Source organism: Acinetobacter sp. OYA S30 (assembly GCF_033599315.1).
Classification (GTDB): Bacteria; Pseudomonadota; Gammaproteobacteria; order Pseudomonadales; family Moraxellaceae; genus Acinetobacter; species Acinetobacter baumannii.
Genome location: NZ_JAWVAV010000005.1, coordinates 1 through 17,416 on the forward strand (window position 1 = coordinate 1; position 17,416 = coordinate 17,416).

Sequence of the window (17,416 nt, forward strand, 5' to 3'; positions counted from 1 at the left end):
ATTTACTCAATGCTGAGCAGCTCGAAGCACTTAAAACCGCTGAAAATATGCTTAAAGTACAACTTGATGGCAATGATACTCAAGCGATTGAAAAATCTGTAGAACAACTTAAAGTACATAGTGATGCTTTTGCTGCACTACGTATGAATCGACATATTGACCACGCCTTAAAAGGTACAAAACTTGAAGATTGGTCAAATTCAAACTAAAGGTATAGGTGATCAATATGCCCCGCATTAAAGTACTTCCTCACGCTCAATTTTGTCCTGAAGGTGCAGAATTTGAAGTTGAACAGAATGCAAATCTTTGCCAAAGTTTGCTTGATCGAGGAATTAAAATCGAACATGCATGTGACATGTCATGCGCTTGTACAACATGTCACGTAGTAGTTCGTAAAGGTTTTGATAGCTTAGAAGAAATGGATGATGTTGAAGCAGATCTTTTAGATCGCGCTTGGGGTCTTGAACCGGATTCTCGCCTCTCATGCCAAGTAAAAATTGTTGATGAAGATTTAGAAATTGAGATCCCTAAATATACAATCAACCACGCTTCAGAAAATCATTAATCGTGTTAATAAAAAAAGCTGCTTTAAAAGCAGCTTTTTTTATATTTTATAGACTCTAAACTTGATCTTATTGGTCTATTTCTAAAGGCTTAACTTCATCTTCAAGTCTTAACTGCGCTATACCTTGAGTATTCACTAAAGTTTGTTGAACTTTAATTCGTTGAATCATTTTTTCAAGCACTTCTACCAATTCAGGATATTCATAGTTTTGTACTTCTTCTAAGTTAAGCACCAAGTGAAAGCCTTTATACTCGTAATCAAACCATTGCTGATGATCTGACTTATTCCCTGTATATTTCTCCATCACTTGCCATGTCTTTACCGCACCTTGAATACCTTTTAGATAAATCGGTGTTTTTGGAGCGCACAGGAAATCACTTTTAATTAATTGATAAGTATCGTCTGAAATTAAGATTTCATCTATTTCAGCAGCATATTGCAGACGAGCCGCTAAATTTACATCACGACCCACAATCGTATAAGCCATACGATGGGTTGCACCATAATTCCCTACGTGGCAATAACCTGTACTAATACCCATACGGATATGTAAGGCTGAATATCCCATTTTCTTCCATCGTTCGCGCAACAACTTCATTTGCTGACGCATAGCAATTGCCATTTCTACACAGGATTTGGCATCTTGCTCAACCCCTTGTGAATTCGGATCTCCAAAAAATATGAGAATCGCATCTCCCATAAATTTATCGACCGTCGCTTCATATTGCTTTGCAATTTCAGTCATATGACTTAAATAATCGTTCAGCAAGAAAGCTAAGTCATCAGGAATTAAAGTTTCTGATAGTTCAGTAAATCCCTGAATATCAGAAAAGAATACGGTCATTTTTTTACGTTTATATTCGATTTTTGCTTCGGCTTCCCCTCGCATAATCGACTGCCATAATTGTAATGGAGCATAGCGACTTAACTGATTAGCAAAAGCAATATAACGTGTCATCTGGTCATAATAATGCTGACGTTGCTGACTAATTTTTTTAACCCAGCGGTGTTGGTAATAATTTCCGATAGTGATAAACATTACCAAACCAAGTAAGGTAATTACTGTTAATTCTTGGCTTGTGGCTTCGAAATATGGATGAAAACCAAATAGGAAAAATGTACTTAAATAAAAAATAATCGCCCCAAGCAGACTCATTAAACAAATAACTGCAAAGGAAATACGACTATTAATTGCTGAGTAAAACAATGCAAAAAGTGCAATAAATGTTGGAACGAGATTAAGGTGCACTCCTGCCAGAGTAACAGCCACTACAATCGCATCTATTGCGAAAAAAACACTTTTTTGAGTTTTCTTATCAAACTGGTACTGCAACCAGTGTTCTAGTTTAGAACTGACAAAAAGTAAAAAAAGAAAAAAAGGAGGAATATAGATTTGATAATTAGTATTCGGTGAGGTAAAGGCATAGATCACTAAAATTAATGACAGAATTGAATATCCCATCAAACGATGAAAATATGCAAACTGCTTAGGTTCCCGATCTATAAACCTCTCTAATTGCACCCTATCCTCCACATTTCAATGTTGCCACATTGATATGTGGCATTACATTGATTTAATCCATGCGCCAATCAAAAGGCATATCACCTTGGCCACGTAGAGCAAGCATAAGAGTCTGACGCATATGAGCTAAAACATCACTTGTATATGGCACCGCTGGTGTACCCCATACAGGTTTCGGCCAAGCTACATCATTTTGATAGCGGACAACATGATGAAAATGCAATTGAGGCACCATATTACCTAAAGCTGCTACATTCATTTTATCAGCACGGAAAACGCGAGATAACTGGCTAGATAACCAGCTTGATTCACGTAGAAACTGTTCTTGGTCAGCTTGACTCAATTCGTATAGTTCCGTGATTCCTGGTACGCGTGGTACTAAAATCAACCAAGGAAATTGCATATCATTCATTAAACGACATGTTGAAAGCGGGAAATCGCCTACAAAAAAAGTATCTTGAGCAAGTTGTGGATGCAAACTAAACATATCTTTTATAAATGACAATAAACAATAATGGCTAATACTATCACATCAGTTTTGATGTGAATATTATTAGTAGCCCGTTTGCTTACAAATAACAATGATTTTATGCACTTATTCATATCTCAAGGTATAAATAGTGCATAAAATCCGATTACAACAAAACAAATGTCCTAATTAGCTAGCGCTGGTTAGAAAAACAGGTCTCAGGCATGTAGTTCACTCATCAATTTTTGCAATAAATCATTGATAAATTGAATTCGTTTTTCATACTCTTCAAGCTGCACCATCACCTTCAAACGTTGTCCGCCTTCCATACGGTAATAGGTCGGATTTTTTTGCATTAACTGAATAATACTAATGGCCTGAACTGGCGTATCTGGTGAAAACTCAATATTTCCACCTTGAGTATTAATATCAATTTTCGTAATACCTAAATGTTCTGCTTTCAAACGGATTTGATGCACGCTAAATAAGTGCTTAACCGACTGCGGTGGAATACCGAAACGGTCAATAAGCTCCATACGGATGTTATCTAGTTTTTCCTGTGTATCGGTATTACTAATACGTTTATAGAATAATAGACGCTGATGAACATCACCTAGGTAATCATCTGGAATAAGTGCAGGAATATGTAAGTTAATTTCGGCAGTTAACGACAATGGAGCATCAAAATTCGGGGTTTTACCTTGTTGAATTGCTTTAGTCGCTTTCTCAAGCATTTCCATATACAAGCTATATCCTATCGCCTGCATTGAGCCACTTTGTTGCTCGCCTAACAATTCGCCTGCCCCACGAATTTCCAAATCTTCCGTAGCGAGCATAAAGCCTGCACCTAATGTCGAAGCACGTTGAATCGCATCAAGGCGTTTTTCGGCATCACCTTTTAAGTGTTTAATCGAAGGTACTAATAAATACGCATATGCTTGGTGATGCGAACGACCTACACGGCCACGTAACTGGTGTAATTGCGCTAAACCAAGTTTATCCGCACGTTCAATTAAAATTGTATTGGCATTTGGAACATCGATACCTGTCTCAATAATGGTTGAGCACACCAGCACATTATATTCTTTGTGATAGAACTGCTGCATAACTTGCTCAAGTTCGCGTTCACGCATTTGTCCATGTGCTACCGCTACGCGTGCTTCGGGTACAAGCACACGAATATTTTCGGCAGCTCGCTCAATGGTCTCTACTTCATTATGTAAGAAATAAACTTGTCCACCACGGAGTAACTCACGCAAAATCGCTTCTTTGATTGAAGCATCTGTATGCTCTTGCACAAAAGTTTTTACTGCTAATCGACGGGCTGGCGGAGTCGCAATAATCGACAAATCACGCATACCCGAGAAAGCCATATTAAGCGTACGAGGAATTGGCGTTGCTGTAAGTGTCAACATATCAACATCGGCACGTAAAGCTTTGATACGCTCCTTATCACGCACACCAAAGCGATGCTCCTCGTCTACAACCATTAAGCCTAAATCTTTAAACTGAACATTCTCTTGTAGAAGCTTATGTGTACCTACCACAATATCGACTTTACCATTTGCCAAGTCTTCAATATTTTTCAAATGTGTTTTGTTTGAACCAAAACGTGAGAGCACTTCAATACGTACTGGCCAATCAGCAAAACGGTCTTTAAAAGACTCATAATGTTGTTGAGCTAGTAAAGTCGTAGGAACTAAAACAGCAACCTGTTTGCCATTTTGTACTGCGACAAATGCTGCACGCATGGCCACCTCGGTTTTCCCAAAACCCACATCACCACACACCAACCTATCCATTGGTTTTGCTTGCTGCATATCATAGAGCGTGGCTTCAATTGCATTAGCCTGATCAAGGGTTTCTTCATACGCAAAACCGCTTGCAAATTGCATATAGAGCGACTGATCCAGTTCAAAAGCAAAGCCAGGTTTTGACTGACGACGTGCCTGAATATGTAAAAGTTCGGCTGCAACGTCATGAATTTGTTCTAATGCTTTACGCTTAGCTTTACTCCAAGCATCAGTTCCGATTTTATGTAACGGTGCTAAATCCGGGTCGCCACCACTATAACGACTAATTAGATGCAAGTTCGTTACTGGAACATAGACTTTTGCATCTTCGGCATAATCTAGTTGTAAGAACTCATAGTCTTGTCCTTCAATCGCGAGTGTAATTAAACCAGCATAACGCCCCACACCATGATCGATATGTACAACAGGAGCACCAATGCTTAGCTCAGTTAAGCTTCGGATCAGAAACTCTTCTGAAACTTCCTGTTGACGCTTGCGACGACGCTGTACAACTCGGTGCTCGTAAAGCTGATTTTCTGAAATAACCGTTAATTGATCAGTTAAAAGTAAGCCACGATCTAGAGGCGCATTAGTAATAGCAATTGCGAACTGACTAATTTGGAATTGCTCAAAATTCTCTACATTCGGAATCTCACCTAAACTTGAACGCAACGCATCTTTTAAGCTTTCACGGCGTCCTGCACTTTCCGCAACCAATAGAACGGGATGATTTGCTTCATCAATATATTTTTTTACGGCACTAAATGGTTTTTCTTTTTTCGGATCGACTGGCAACTTGGGTGGTTGTTCAGTTTTAAGATTAAGTGCACCAGCTTTTTCTTCAATAGTTTCTGCGCTTACAAGCATTCGTGGAAACTGGTTTAAAGCACTTAACAAATGATTTGGAGAAATAAATAGCTCTTCTGGAGCAAGAATAGGTTGATCCATATTATGGCGTCGGTCTTCATAACGACGCATAACTTCTTTCCAGAAGTTTGTTAAATCAGTGTCAATATCGTTAGTTGTAATTACAATGCAATTCTTTGGTAAGTATGTTGTAAACATACTTTGTGTCTGCATTTGTTCTTTATCAAAAAATAGCGGTAAATAAAATTCAATACCAGGCGATGCTATACCATCTAAAACGTCCTGATAAATTGGATTTTTCTTAGGATTGGCAGTAGGAAAAAACTCAGAATAACGGTCTCTAAAAACTGAACGTCCTTCTTTTAAAGGGAATTCTTTCGCGGGTAAAACCGTAAAACTTTTTAGCGTGGTTGTTGTTCTTTGAGTTTCTGGGTCAAAGAATTTTAAAGAATCAATTTCATCGTCAAATAAATCTATGCGGATTGGAGATTCTTGCCCAGATGCAAAAATATCCATAATACTGCCGCGTACAGCAAACTCACCATGGTCATAAACTGTATCTACTAAGTGGTAGCCCGCCTGAACTAACCTTAATTTTTGTTGTTCTAAATCAAATTTTTGACCCACTTTTATATCAAAGTGTTCTCCCAATACCCATGAGTAAGGCGCAACCCGTTGAGCCAAGGTACTTGCTGAAATCAGTAATACGCCTTGCTGGGGCATATTAGATAAAATAGCAAGACGTTCTGACACAATATCTTGATGGGGAGATAAACGGTCATAAGGCAAAATTTCCCAATCCGGAAAAATTGTCGGCTTAACTCCATAAAACTCAAGTTCACTTTCTAATTGAGCAACATGTTGGTTGTTTCGAGCGACTAATACCAATAAAGAAGAATGCTGAGTGGCAATTTCTTTAAGCAATAAAGCTGCTGATGAACCTAATAATGACCCCACCCAACGCTTTTCACCGGCCTTGAGCTGTTGCAAATTCAATTGAGAGATTTCTTGTTGAAACATGTATATGGCTTTTATGAGCTAAAAAGATATGAGGTTAATAGTAGCATGATGTTTTTAGTGAATTGAGTTATTTTTCTGCAATCAAGCTACTACTTTATGATACTTTTTTATAGTTCTTAAACAATCATTTGAAGTTATTTGTCTCGTAAAAACATCACATAATATTGGTTTAATATCTGTATGATTGCTTTAAGCTCAAGTAACTTTTCTTGTGTATTACCTAACCTTTCCCCATATCGTTGTGTTGTAATCTCTAAATCAATCTTTTCATTAATTTGTGGTGTAATTTGAAATAGCTTAGGTAAGTTATCAAAATTCTGTAATTTACGATTTGAAAAATACTCAAGGTGCTCTGACCACTTTTCATTAATCACGACATCTTTAATAACTGGACCACGCTCTGAATCAAAACTGAGCTGATTCTCTTGTAAATAAATTTGTTCTGGTGTCTCTTTCGAACCTTGAAAAAGTTGGGTTAATTTTTTAAACATCTCATCACATCATATTAATTTCAATTTATATAGTAGAGGTAATCTACTCACCTCTACCATCTAAGTTTATTTTTAATGCCTACTCGTCACCCAAGCCATCTAGAAAATCTACTGTCGGTACGAAAAATAGAGTTCCTGTTTGGGCAGTACTAAAGTCAAGTAATCGGTCAAGATTACCTTGCTCATTTCCTAAGAACATATTTTCAAGCATTTGACGTGTCGTACTAAATTTACGTGAGTAACCAATAAAAAAAGTACCATATTCATTTTTGGATGGATTCGAAAAAGGCATATTTGCACGCATAATTTTTAGTTCATTGCCTTCTGCATCATGCGCTTTACTTACTACATTATGTGCTGTTAAAGGCTTCTCGTCATCATCAAGCTCAATATCGTTGAACTTTTTACGCCCGATAACTTTTTCTTGTTCCTCATCGCTTAATGCACGCCATTTTTCCATATCATGGGTATATTTTTGGATAAATGCATAACTTCCCCCAGTAAAGTCAGGATCTTCGTTACCCACTAATGCCCATTGTGCAGCAATTACAGGTTCAGGATTTTCTGTTCCATCTACAAAGCCAATAATCGCACGCCCATCGAAATAACGAAAACCATGCACTTCATCAATTGGGTAAGTTACTTTACCTAACTGTTCATTGATGATACTTCCTAACTCATAACATAAAGCTTGTCGATCAGCACGAATATGAAAGAATAAATCCCCGGGTGTTGAAACGGCTGTGTATTTTGGGCCTTTGATTTCTTGAAATGTTTCTAATTCTTGAGGCTTTGCTTGCTGTGGAAATAAAATATCCCACGCGTTTGAACTAAAACCTAATATGGCATTAAATTTAGTTTCAGGATAACGGTTAGACAAACTTCTGGTTAACGCAGAGAATTTACCAGCAAAATCTTTTACTTTTTCTACAACAGAATCACCTTGAGCTAATCCTAATACAATAAATAAAGCATTTTCTCCAGGATGACTCGTTACAGGCTGAATTCTCATACATTCCATAAAACAGGCCTTATTTTGGTAATTTAAGGTAGTAATTTAGCATATTCATGTTTTTATCGTATGATTTCTTATTGTTGTCGCTTCTTAAAAGAGACTGAGTTATCTCAATCTCTAGCGCTCTAGCGCTCTAGCGTGTTTTTCTCATTTATATTTTAACTGCCATATTGTTTTTTTAGGTACTTTACAATTTCCGCAGATTCAAACATTTTAACGCCTGTATTTGGGTCCACTAAATAAGGCACTTGCATTTTACCTTGCATGACCGGCAACAATTTTTCTCGCTTTCCCTCTTTTAAAGGTTCATATTTGCCCGGTTTTAACCGAAGAATCGCAGGCCCCATATCTTGCCATCTTTCTTTGGCAACACTATGTAAAATGTAAGGTAGCTCAAGCTCACTTAATACACTTCTTACTACTCTTGAATACGGACTTGCTTCAAAGCTCCATAGTTCAAGTTTATGCTCAGGCGCAGCTCTATTTACTATTTTTTTATTAATCCAGACCCCACGAGCACCATTTAATAATGTTCCGGCAAACGCCAGATATGGCATTTTTGGATAATTTGAAAACTTATCAGGAGTTTGGCCTGTCTTACCATAGTATTTAAATAAATGATGAATAATATCTTGTGATTCGTATAATTTGTCACCTGTATTTTCATCAATAAAAAAAGGAAACTGTAATTTACCGCCAATTTCTTTAACTATGGAGCGATATTTTAATCCACCTTTCGGGCATGGATAAATTTCGACATCCAAATTTAAAAGTGTAATCACTTCACGAACGCGGCGACAAAATGGTGAACCCTCAAATTCATAAAGTTTAAGAGCTCTAACAGGCTGTTTAGGAAATGCTGTACCTGTAACACCTCTACCACCTTCGGCAATTGCAGACACTAATGCTTGCAGTACTTTAATTTGATGATTCACCATTATGCATTCCTTTATTTAATTGTGGAGCTAGACTAGTTTTTCTTTAGCAATCACAATTCCATTATTATCTGCATAGATAAAATCACCAGATTGAATTGTGACTCCACCAAAATACAAAGGAATATCTACTTCACCAATGCCCTTACGGTTACTTTTTTGCGGAATTGCAGCCAATGCATGTACACCTAAATCTAAGGTTGCAAGTGCATCAACATCACGTACACAGCCATAAATAACCACACCATTCCAGTTATTTTTAACTGCCGATTCAGCAATCATATCTCCCATAAGTGCACAGCGCATTGAAGCACCACCATCCACAACCAATACCTTCCCTGTACCATCTGTAGCCAATAACTCTTTTACACGCGAGTTATCTTCAAAACACTTTACAGTCACAACTTGTCCGCCAAAAGTTTGACGTGCACCATAGCTTTTAAAGAACTTACCGTCCATTGATGGCGTGACTACTTGCAAATCTTTTTCCGGATTGTCATCTAATAAATCACATGTCACAAATGGTACTGTCGACACTTTTATTCTCCCTTATCGAGTTTGTTGTATGCTGAGATTATCATATCGTTTAAAAGCTTCAATTTGCGTTAGTGCCGCTACGACCATGGTATGAGCCAATTGCTCTGCTGTAACTGGTTTATATTTGAAAGGCCTAGTCCATTTATTTTCAATAAGTTTAAATAGACTTTGTCCTAAATCTTCAATAAAACGCACATCGCTACGCTTACCAATCAATAGAGAAGGTCTAAAAATAGACAATTTTTCGATTCCTAAACTTTGAATATAATTTTCTAATTCGCCTTTTACTTTATTGTAGAAAATTGGTGAATTAGCATTTGCCCCAAGTGCACTAACAATTAAAAAATGAATATGTTTATCTTGGATTAAGTCTGCAAAGTGAGCATTTATCTCATAATCAACTGCATAAAAGCCTTGTTTTGAGCCCGCTATTTTTAAAGTTGTACCTAAGCAACTAAATGCATGAGTATGACCATTCACATCTTCATCATTGAGCAATAAAAAATCGTCTATAACGAGCTGAGTAACTTTCTTATATGTATTAAGTAGTTGTGATTCTTTTCTTACTACAACGGTAATGGCCTCAAATTCTGGTGTTTGCTCAAGTTGTTCAACAAGCGCTAAACCAACGAGTCCTGTAGCACCTACTACAATTGCTTTTTTCGTACTTATAGTCATTTTTTATCCAACCCTCTTTAAGTTTGTATCAAATTTAACCTTTTCTTACGGTTTTAGCAGCCCCTAAAACCGCTTAAAATGCTCTCAAGGCTTGACTTCACGGTATTGATTCATCACAATATGGCACTTGTTTACGGGCTGGTGATGGTTACACCGGTTTACTGGATTAACCACAGCCCGCCCAGACCAACTTATTTTCAAGGAGTGCAAGAGTGGCAAACTCTGCTCAAGCTAAAAAACGTGCGCGCCAAAACGTTAAAGCGCGTAAACACAACGCAAGCTTGCGTTCTATGGTTCGTACTTACATCAAACGTACTTTAAGTGCAATCGCTGGTGGTGATTATGCTGTTGCTACAGAAGCTTACAAAAAAGCTGTTCCTGTAATCGACCGCATGGCTGATAAAGGCATCATCCACAAAAATAAAGCTGCTCGTCATAAGAGCCGTTTAAATGCTCAAGTTAAAGCTTTAGCTAACTAATTGAAGCATGTAAAAAAAGCCCAACAGGGCTTTTTTTATTGTCTATGTTTTTGTGTTTACTGTACTTTATGGAACTCAGAAACATCTAACTCGTAAGTTTTGCCTCTCCAAATCCACTTTAATTTACAATTTGGAAATTCATCACCTTCAAACCATACAAACAGCCCTTCCATCATGGCAGGCCAATCTGCTTTTTGTATTTGGTTATTGCCTGAAATTACCGCAACAATCGCTGCAATAATTGTGTCGTGACTTACAGCTAAACTTAGACCACTTTTTGTTTTAGGATGAGTTTGATAGATCAGCTCTAATACATCTAATACGCCAGTAATTGGATGTTTCATACCCGGTAAGGCATTGTTCACAAAGCTATTAATAAAACCAAGTGCCCCTTGTTTACGGAAATAAGGCGCCGCCTGCTGAATATCCAGTACAAAGCTACCAGGTTCAACCAACAAACCTTGTTCAACTATTTCAATTGTATGTGTATTCGGCTCAGGACTCACCCCATCTGCTCCTTCAATCATAAGTGCAGCAGTGTCTACACAACGTTGAATTGGGCTAGAAATGCAATGTTGAATTACACGATCCGTGTTTTTAATTAAATAGCTACCCCATTCCTGAGCAAGCTCACGTCCTTGCGGTGTAAGCTGGAGGTCGTATCCTGCCAAGCCTTGCCCATCTACCAGCTCTCTTAAGGAGTGACGTGTAAAAAGGGTTACAGGGGTCGAAGCATCAGGCAATAAATCAATTGCTTCAAACATGCTTTTAGGCAATAAATCGAGTGCCATTTTTATCTTGTCATCTTTTCTCAATATTTTGCCACTATAGCATGTCTACAATAACTCTCAATCCAAAACACCTGATTGAGCTAAAGCTTCAAATGCTATTTTTTTGCTTTCCTGATCACGAAATGCGATAAAGCCCCCATTTAATACGGTATCACGCTGGTTATATTCAAAGGGCTTACCTGTTAGAGTGAGTAAACCTCCACCTATACTTTCTAATAATCCTTGACCTGAGCTGGTATCCCATTCTGATGTCGGATGAAATCTAGGATAAATATCGATCTCTCCTTCTAACATCATACAAAACTTATAAGCGCTACCTGCTTCACGTCGAATTACGGTACGAATCTTTTCAATAGGTTCAATGAATTTCTGATATTTTGGATTTTTACTACTATGACTTAAACCGATTTGTACAGGTGCTTGTGTTGAATAAGGTATTTTTTGATATTGATACCATTGTTGTTGGCTAAAGCTATATTTAAAAGGTAAATCTTTTAAATAACCTAAATAAACAACTTGCTCACATGGCACAACAATCACCGAAAAAATCGTTTCACGCCCTTCAATCAAACTCAAGTTTATCGTGAACTCATCTCGCTCATGTATAAACTCTTTCGTACCATCAAGTGGATCTAGCATCCAGCAAGAAGACCAAGCATGGCGAGCGCTATAGTCACTTTCTTCCGATAAAACTGGTAACTCAGGTGTAATTTCTGCAAGATGCTTTAATAAAAAACGATTTACCTTTAAATCTGCTTGCGTTACAGGTGAATCATCATGTTTTTCTTGAATCGTAAATTCATATCCAGCCGAATAATTTTGATATTCTTGTAATAAGATTTGGCTAGCTTCTTCCAAGATTGGTAGTAACTGTTCAATTAAAGCATCATTGGGGCGAGTTGTTGTTATAAACATAAATAAGCTCTATTTACTTTCCTTTTCATTATAAGTGAATTATGACAAATTCAATATTCACCAACAGTCTAGTATCCTTACAAAAAGACTTAACTTTTTATTAAGAACACTATTATTCCTTCAACAGCTGAATCTTTATATTTTAACTTGATTAGACGCTTATTACTCAAGAGAAAGCTCAGTTAATTTTTGTATAGAAAATATGCTATAACTTATGAAAAATAAACAACTTAAAGTAAATTCAACCATTTCTTTTTCACGCATTTCTTGCTATGTTCAATAGCACAATAACAAAATGGAAGACTAAATATGATGCTATATGGATATCACTTCTCAACAATTGAAAATAACTGGGAAGACTTAACTCCATTAAATGAGTTTTTACAAACATTTGCAGATGATGATGGTGATGTCTCCCAAAGAGATAAAGAATCACTTAAAGAAATTATTGCTAAATCCGATACAGCTTTGGCCTTAGCTAAAGAAATGGGTTGGGATGGCAGTTATACAGGCTGTCCTTATTTATTTTGGTTACCAAGTAAAAATACGCAATCTTTTGAATATGGATTTGTTTTTAAACAAACCTCAGATAACTCAACTTTTGTAATCTCACCGATTGAATTGGCTTATCTGGCGCAAGATGAACAGGTACAAACTTTAAGTAAGAATATTGATTAAATATCAAAGGTTATTGACTTAAAAATTAAGCCAATAACCTAACTCCAATGCAGTTATTCAAACATACTTAATTGAGGTGTAGGTTTTATAATCTTCTCTTTAGGAACATGTAAACATTCAAATTCCTCAACAGGAAAACCTTCAATAAAGCTTGAAATATCTGGTGTTTCTAAACTTAACCATTCATCTAAGCGGTCATGTGGAATCACAATGACTGATCTTTTAACATCACCCGGTTCATGGAAGTCTTTCATCATGGGATGATCAATCGCATCCATAGTTAACATACTCGCAGAACGGACAATCGTTTCATTCATTTTGCAAATTTCATAGATTGCTGCGATAAAAAAAGCCTGCCCATCTTTACGGCGTACGCCCCACCGCTCAGGTTTATCATTTATATATTTACTCTCATAAAACTCCGTGACGGGTATTACACCGAACTTACATTTAAGAGCAGCTTCTTGAAAACTCGGTTTTTGGAAAATCGTTTCATGACGGGCGTTATAAGTATGTTTTGCTATGTTCGTATCTTCTGCCCATTTAGGAACCAAACCGAACATGACTTCACGCCACTCAAAACCTTGCGGTGATTTGAATAATAATGGCATTGTCCCACCCGGATAAACCTCATCGGCATAGCTAAAGCCGACCACAGGCAACTGAAGTTGCTGCAATTGGGCAAGAGTTAAAGGCTTAAAGTTGGCACACATAGCAGGAATAAAATACTGTACTTTTACATCTCTTATTTTATAAGTATTTATTCTATAAACCAAATAAAAAGGCACTTGAAAGTGCCTTTAACGACATAACTTTACGCTTACGAAACGTGCTGAATTCCTTGTGGAATAGCCTGCAATAGTCGTTTGGTGTAGTCATGTTGCGGATGTGCATAGAGCTCATCCGAGTTGGCGATTTCAACAACTTCACCATGATTCATGACCATAACCTGATCGGAGATATATTTCACAACCGACAAGTCATGGGAAATAAAAATATAACTAAGCCCAAACTCATCTTGTAAGTCTTGTAATAAATTAAGTACTTGTGCCTGAACTGAAACATCTAACGCCGAAACAGATTCATCACAAATTAGAATTTCAGGCTTTAGCGTTAAGCAGCGCGCAATCGCAATACGTTGGCGTTGACCGCCCGAGAACTCATGCGGATATCGATAATAAGCTTGTTCAGGCAGATTCACTCTCTCAAGTAAACCAAGCGCAATTTGCTTACGTTCCGCATCATCTTTACCAATTCCATGAATTTGCATAGGTTCCAATAAGATCTGCCCAATCGTAAAGCGTGGATTTAGCGAAGCATATGGATTTTGAAAGATGATTTGGATCTTCCTTTGATATTTGGCAAACTCTTTTTCAGTTAAAGAAAGAATATCTTTACCTTCAATTAAAGCCTGCCCCCCAGAGGCTTGATGTAAGCGCATGAGTAATAACCCGACAGTCGTTTTACCGGAGCCCGACTCTCCTACCAAACCAAGCGTTTTTCCTTTAGCCAATTTAAAAGAAACGCCTTTTACTGCCTGAAATTCTTCTTTGCCAAACAATCCTTTACGACTATAAAAACTTTTTTTCAGATCTTTTACTTCTAAAATAATTTGCTCATCGCCATTTAAACCACGTTTACGCTCAGGAATTTCTGAAACATCAAAGCTTTGCTCAACCAATATATTGTTTTCTTGTCGCATAAAATCACTGGTTACAGGCAAACGATAAGGTCTTTGTGACATTTGAGGACGACAGTAAAGTAAGGCTCGGGTATATACATCTTTAGGCTGTTCCAAAACTTGTTCTGCGGTACCTTGCTCTCTAATTTCACCATGTCGCATCACAATCACTTGATCTGCAATTTCACCAACCAAAGCCAAATCGTGAGTAATAAAAAGCATCGACATTTGACGGCGCTGTCGCAATGATTCAAGTAAATCAATAATTTGCTTTTGAATGGTGACATCAAGTGCCGTAGTCGGTTCATCGGCAATCAGTAGTTTGGGCTCACAAGCAATTGCCATTGCAATCATGACACGTTGCTGCTGTCCACCCGAAAGCTGGTTAGGATAAGCATCAATTTTCGTTTCTGGTGAAGGTATACCGACCTCTTTAAGCAACTCTAAAACACGTTGCCGAGCCTGTTTTCGGCTCATACCCATATGTAAACACAACACTTCTGCAATTTGATTGCCAACCGTAAAAACCGGATTTAATGATGACATCGGTTCCTGAAAAATCATGGCAATATCTTTACCACAGATTTTTCGCATCTCTGTACGCGATAAGCCAAGCAAGTCTTTACCTTCAAAAATAATCTTACTTTTCTCATCAATCTTGCTTTGGCCCACAGGTAATAAACCCATAGTTGCTAAAGAAGTAACAGACTTACCACTACCCGATTCACCAACCAAAGCTACAGTCGTATTGGTCGGAATATCAAAGGAAATTCCTTTCACAGTTTCGATATATTGTTTATCTTCACCTTTAAAGCTTACACGTAAGTTTTCAATGTGAAGTAATGGGGTCTTTTTTTCTTGTTCTGACATTTGGATTTCCTCTTATTTTAGTTTCGGGTCTAATGCATCGCGTAGCGCATCAGTAAACATTGAAAATGCCGTAACCAAAACAGCCATTGCGACAGAGGCTGCGACAAGCTGCCACCACTTACCTAAAAGAAGTTCACTTTGTGCTTCATTCAACATACTGCCCCAAGACACTACACCTACTGGCACACCGAACCCTAAGAAACTCAAAATCACTTCCGATTTAATAAAAGAAACCACCAAAATAGATATTTGGACCAATGCAATATGGCTGACGTTAGGAAAAATATGAATAAACATACGGCGAAAATGCCCGACACCAATGGCTTTAGCTGCAAGTACATATTCGCGTGCCGTATGTTTCATATATTCAGCACGAATTAACCGATAGACACCTGTCCAGCCCGTTAAGCCTAAAATCAGAACAATAGATAAAATGCCCTTTTGTTGTAGTACAGCAGCAATCGCAAGAACTAATAATAAATATGGAATGGAAGTAAAAATATTATAAAACCAGTTGAGAATATCATCGACCCAACCACCAAAATAACCTGAAATTGCCCCTAAAAGCGTTCCTAATGTGACTGCTAGTAAGGCAGAAACAAGCCCTACAATAATTGAAGTTTCAGCGCCTTTAATGGTTTTTTTAAGGACATCTTGTCCCCATTTGTCAGCACCAAAAATTAGGGTACTTTTTAGTTCACTTTGCTGATCAAGTAAATGTCCACCGAGTTGCTGATCAATTGCTTTCATATCATCAGCTAATGGATCAACTACACCATAATAATCAATTGCACTTCCAGAGCTCTTTTCTTGTTTGATTTCAGCCTTGAGTTGGTGAATTACATCTTTTAAAGGATCGACTGGGTTTTCCGGTAATTCCTCATCTACAGCGGCTGTACTTTTCAAAGCTTCAGTTGTCTTATCTGCACCTATAAATGTAGGAGGCGCATAACTGACAGCAACTTCTTTATTCCAATCAGATGCAATCACACCCGTTAGAGATAGTATTAATACGATCAAATAGAACAACACAACAATGAGCGATGCCATTGCAATTTTATCGGCCCGAAGGCGACGCATGGCAAGTCGCCATAGCCCCGCTGAAGCAGGAGCTGTCTGGGTTTCTAACTTTCTTTTTGATAAAACACTCAGCATAACCCACCTACTTCAACTGTACACGTGGATCAACCACTTTGTAGACCAAGTCCGCAATCAAATTAAAAATCATGGTTGCAGCTGCAATATATACAGTAATGGCTTTGATGACAGGAAAATCACTACGCTCTACAGCAATAATCACTTCACGACCAATACCGGGAATACCAAAAAAGCGTTCAATTAAAAATGCACCTATCAATAATGCCGGTAAATTTGACATCACATCAGTAATAATCGGAATTGAGGCATTCCGTAGAACATGCACACTTAAAATTCGGCTTTCCCCTACACCTTTAGCACGTGCGGTTCTCACATAATCCTGATTTACTTCATCAAGCACAAAGCTACGATATAAACGTAAAGTAGGTGCAATACTCACCACCAGCATGATTAGAATTGGTAGTAAAGAAAACTTAAATAAATTGTCGGTAAAATTATCGCTCCATCCCTGTACTGGAAACCAACTCAGTTGATAAGCCAGAACATATTGAAAAACAATAATGTAAACCAAAATACTAATCGACATACCGATGGTACATAGCATCATGACCATACGATCAGTTAGAGAGCCACGTACCGCCGCTACAGCCAATGCTAAAATAATTGAAATAACTGTTTGTAAAATGGTGAGTGGAATTAAAAGTGTGAGCGACGGTCCTAATCGGGTTAAGATAATTTGTGAAACGGATTCACCTGTGCTCCAACTTGCGCCATAGTCAAAAGTAAGAATTTGCTTAATAAAAATCCAAAGTTGAACATAATAAGGTTGATCAACACCTAACTGTTTACGGATATTTTCAATCTGCTCAGGGTTAGACATCTTACCTGCCAAAATATAGGCAGGATCTCCACCGACCCAATTAAATAAGATAAAAATAAGCAGCACTACTCCCAACATGGTCGGAATCATCTGCCATAAACGCCGAATAACATATGCCAGCATAGTGATAAT

General features: G+C 37.7%; 17 protein-coding genes and 1 pseudogene. 4 read left to right on the top strand and 14 right to left on the bottom strand.

The window, feature by feature from the left end:
* Nucleotides 1–209, top strand: a pseudogene (hscA, locus tag R5R67_RS03785) (Fe-S protein assembly chaperone HscA); the annotation flags it as partial.
* Nucleotides 210–226: 17 nt separating this feature from the next.
* On the top strand, nt 227–565 hold the full coding sequence (fdx, locus tag R5R67_RS03790; RefSeq protein WP_009387062.1) for an ISC system 2Fe-2S type ferredoxin: 339 nt from the start codon (nt 227–229) through the stop codon (nt 563–565).
* A 67-nt stretch (nt 566–632) separates the two neighbouring features.
* Here the strand turns inward: fdx and R5R67_RS03795 are convergent, their stop codons facing one another.
* The 8 genes from R5R67_RS03795 to R5R67_RS03830 all read right to left on the bottom strand — a co-directional run bounded on the left by R5R67_RS03795 (nt 633) and on the right by R5R67_RS03830 (nt 9,892).
* The gene (locus R5R67_RS03795; protein WP_318754757.1) at nt 633–2,087 is read right to left on the bottom strand and encodes an adenylate/guanylate cyclase domain-containing protein; all 1,455 of its coding nucleotides are present in this window, start codon (nt 2,085–2,087) and stop codon (nt 633–635) included.
* 52 nt (nt 2,088–2,139) lie between these two features.
* Nucleotides 2,140–2,574, bottom strand: coding sequence for an HIT domain-containing protein (locus tag R5R67_RS03800; protein ID WP_000492048.1), 435 nt, complete (start codon nt 2,572–2,574; stop codon nt 2,140–2,142).
* 200 nt (nt 2,575–2,774) lie between these two features.
* Complete coding sequence (gene mfd / locus R5R67_RS03805) at nt 2,775–6,236, bottom strand: transcription-repair coupling factor (protein WP_000487581.1); 3,462 nt, start codon at nt 6,234–6,236, stop codon at nt 2,775–2,777.
* Between the two features lie 134 nt (nt 6,237–6,370).
* Nucleotides 6,371–6,727 carry a hypothetical protein gene (locus R5R67_RS03810; protein WP_000473798.1) on the bottom strand — a complete coding sequence of 119 codons (357 nt, stop codon included), beginning with the start codon at nt 6,725–6,727 and terminating at the stop codon, nt 6,371–6,373.
* A gap of 79 nt (nt 6,728–6,806) precedes the next feature.
* Entirely contained in the window at nt 6,807–7,739 is a 933-nt protein-coding gene (locus R5R67_RS03815; RefSeq protein WP_001222570.1) for a Dyp-type peroxidase, read from the bottom strand.
* A 161-nt stretch (nt 7,740–7,900) separates the two neighbouring features.
* Entirely contained in the window at nt 7,901–8,683 is a 783-nt protein-coding gene (locus R5R67_RS03820) for a glutathione S-transferase N-terminal domain-containing protein (RefSeq protein WP_085943450.1), read from the bottom strand.
* 24 nt (nt 8,684–8,707) lie between these two features.
* The gene (rraA, locus tag R5R67_RS03825; protein WP_000108826.1) at nt 8,708–9,214 is read right to left on the bottom strand and encodes a ribonuclease E activity regulator RraA; all 507 of its coding nucleotides are present in this window, start codon (nt 9,212–9,214) and stop codon (nt 8,708–8,710) included.
* Nucleotides 9,215–9,226: 12 nt separating this feature from the next.
* Nucleotides 9,227–9,892, bottom strand: a complete 666-nt coding sequence (locus R5R67_RS03830) for an NAD(P)H-binding protein (protein ID WP_000156078.1) — start codon at nt 9,890–9,892, stop codon at nt 9,227–9,229.
* A 212-nt stretch (nt 9,893–10,104) separates the two neighbouring features.
* Between R5R67_RS03830 and rpsT the strand changes: the two genes are divergently transcribed.
* Entirely contained in the window at nt 10,105–10,371 is a 267-nt protein-coding gene (gene rpsT / locus R5R67_RS03835; protein WP_000013652.1) for a 30S ribosomal protein S20, read from the top strand.
* A 56-nt stretch (nt 10,372–10,427) separates the two neighbouring features.
* Here rpsT and R5R67_RS03840 read toward each other — a convergent pair whose 3' ends face one another.
* Nucleotides 10,428–11,162: a histidine phosphatase family protein gene (locus R5R67_RS03840; protein ID WP_001162376.1), complete on the bottom strand. Its 735-nt coding sequence runs from the start codon at nt 11,160–11,162 to the stop codon at nt 10,428–10,430.
* A 57-nt stretch (nt 11,163–11,219) separates the two neighbouring features.
* Nucleotides 11,220–12,077 (bottom strand): 3'(2'),5'-bisphosphate nucleotidase CysQ, encoded by an 858-nt coding sequence (locus tag R5R67_RS03845; RefSeq protein WP_000471056.1) that lies wholly within the window; start codon nt 12,075–12,077, stop codon nt 11,220–11,222.
* A 309-nt stretch (nt 12,078–12,386) separates the two neighbouring features.
* Here R5R67_RS03845 and R5R67_RS03850 point away from each other — a divergent pair, with 309 nt between their 5' ends.
* Nucleotides 12,387–12,755: a hypothetical protein gene (locus R5R67_RS03850; RefSeq protein WP_000979740.1), complete on the top strand. Its 369-nt coding sequence runs from the start codon at nt 12,387–12,389 to the stop codon at nt 12,753–12,755.
* A gap of 53 nt (nt 12,756–12,808) precedes the next feature.
* Here the strand turns inward: R5R67_RS03850 and R5R67_RS03855 are convergent, their stop codons facing one another.
* From R5R67_RS03855 to R5R67_RS03870, 4 genes are all read right to left on the bottom strand, one after another.
* Nucleotides 12,809–13,468, bottom strand: a complete 660-nt coding sequence (locus R5R67_RS03855; RefSeq protein WP_000332555.1) for an SOS response-associated peptidase family protein — start codon at nt 13,466–13,468, stop codon at nt 12,809–12,811.
* A 107-nt stretch (nt 13,469–13,575) separates the two neighbouring features.
* Complete coding sequence (locus tag R5R67_RS03860) at nt 13,576–15,306, bottom strand: ABC transporter ATP-binding protein (RefSeq protein WP_001295042.1); 1,731 nt, start codon at nt 15,304–15,306, stop codon at nt 13,576–13,578.
* A 12-nt stretch (nt 15,307–15,318) separates the two neighbouring features.
* On the bottom strand, nt 15,319–16,461 hold the full coding sequence (locus R5R67_RS03865) for an ABC transporter permease (RefSeq protein WP_000953839.1): 1,143 nt from the start codon (nt 16,459–16,461) through the stop codon (nt 15,319–15,321).
* 7 nt (nt 16,462–16,468) lie between these two features.
* The gene (locus R5R67_RS03870) at nt 16,469–17,407 is read right to left on the bottom strand and encodes an ABC transporter permease (protein WP_000881923.1); all 939 of its coding nucleotides are present in this window, start codon (nt 17,405–17,407) and stop codon (nt 16,469–16,471) included.
* Nucleotides 17,408–17,416 lie beyond the last annotated feature (9 nt).

Excerpts from the sequence above, each read along its gene's own strand:
- R5R67_RS03855 (WP_000332555.1), bottom strand. The coding sequence starts at position 13,468 with ATGTGTGCCAACTTTAAGCCTTTAACTCTTGCCCAATTGCAGCAACTT.
- R5R67_RS03840 (WP_001162376.1), bottom strand. The coding sequence starts at position 11,162 with ATGGCACTCGATTTATTGCCTAAAAGCATGTTTGAAGCAATTGATTTA.
- fdx (WP_009387062.1), top strand. The coding sequence starts at position 227 with ATGCCCCGCATTAAAGTACTTCCTCACGCTCAATTTTGTCCTGAAGGT.
- R5R67_RS03845 (WP_000471056.1), bottom strand. The coding sequence starts at position 12,077 with ATGTTTATAACAACAACTCGCCCCAATGATGCTTTAATTGAACAGTTA.
- mfd (WP_000487581.1), bottom strand. The coding sequence starts at position 6,236 with ATGTTTCAACAAGAAATCTCTCAATTGAATTTGCAACAGCTCAAGGCC.
- R5R67_RS03830 (WP_000156078.1), bottom strand. The coding sequence starts at position 9,892 with ATGACTATAAGTACGAAAAAAGCAATTGTAGTAGGTGCTACAGGACTC.
- R5R67_RS03860 (WP_001295042.1), bottom strand. The coding sequence starts at position 15,306 with ATGTCAGAACAAGAAAAAAAGACCCCATTACTTCACATTGAAAACTTA.
- R5R67_RS03850 (WP_000979740.1), top strand. The coding sequence starts at position 12,387 with ATGATGCTATATGGATATCACTTCTCAACAATTGAAAATAACTGGGAA.
- R5R67_RS03800 (WP_000492048.1), bottom strand. The coding sequence starts at position 2,574 with ATGTTTAGTTTGCATCCACAACTTGCTCAAGATACTTTTTTTGTAGGC.
- R5R67_RS03870 (WP_000881923.1), bottom strand. The coding sequence starts at position 17,407 with ATGCTGGCATATGTTATTCGGCGTTTATGGCAGATGATTCCGACCATG.
- R5R67_RS03810 (WP_000473798.1), bottom strand. The coding sequence starts at position 6,727 with ATGTTTAAAAAATTAACCCAACTTTTTCAAGGTTCGAAAGAGACACCA.
- R5R67_RS03815 (WP_001222570.1), bottom strand. The coding sequence starts at position 7,739 with ATGAGAATTCAGCCTGTAACGAGTCATCCTGGAGAAAATGCTTTATTT.
- R5R67_RS03865 (WP_000953839.1), bottom strand. The coding sequence starts at position 16,461 with ATGCTGAGTGTTTTATCAAAAAGAAAGTTAGAAACCCAGACAGCTCCT.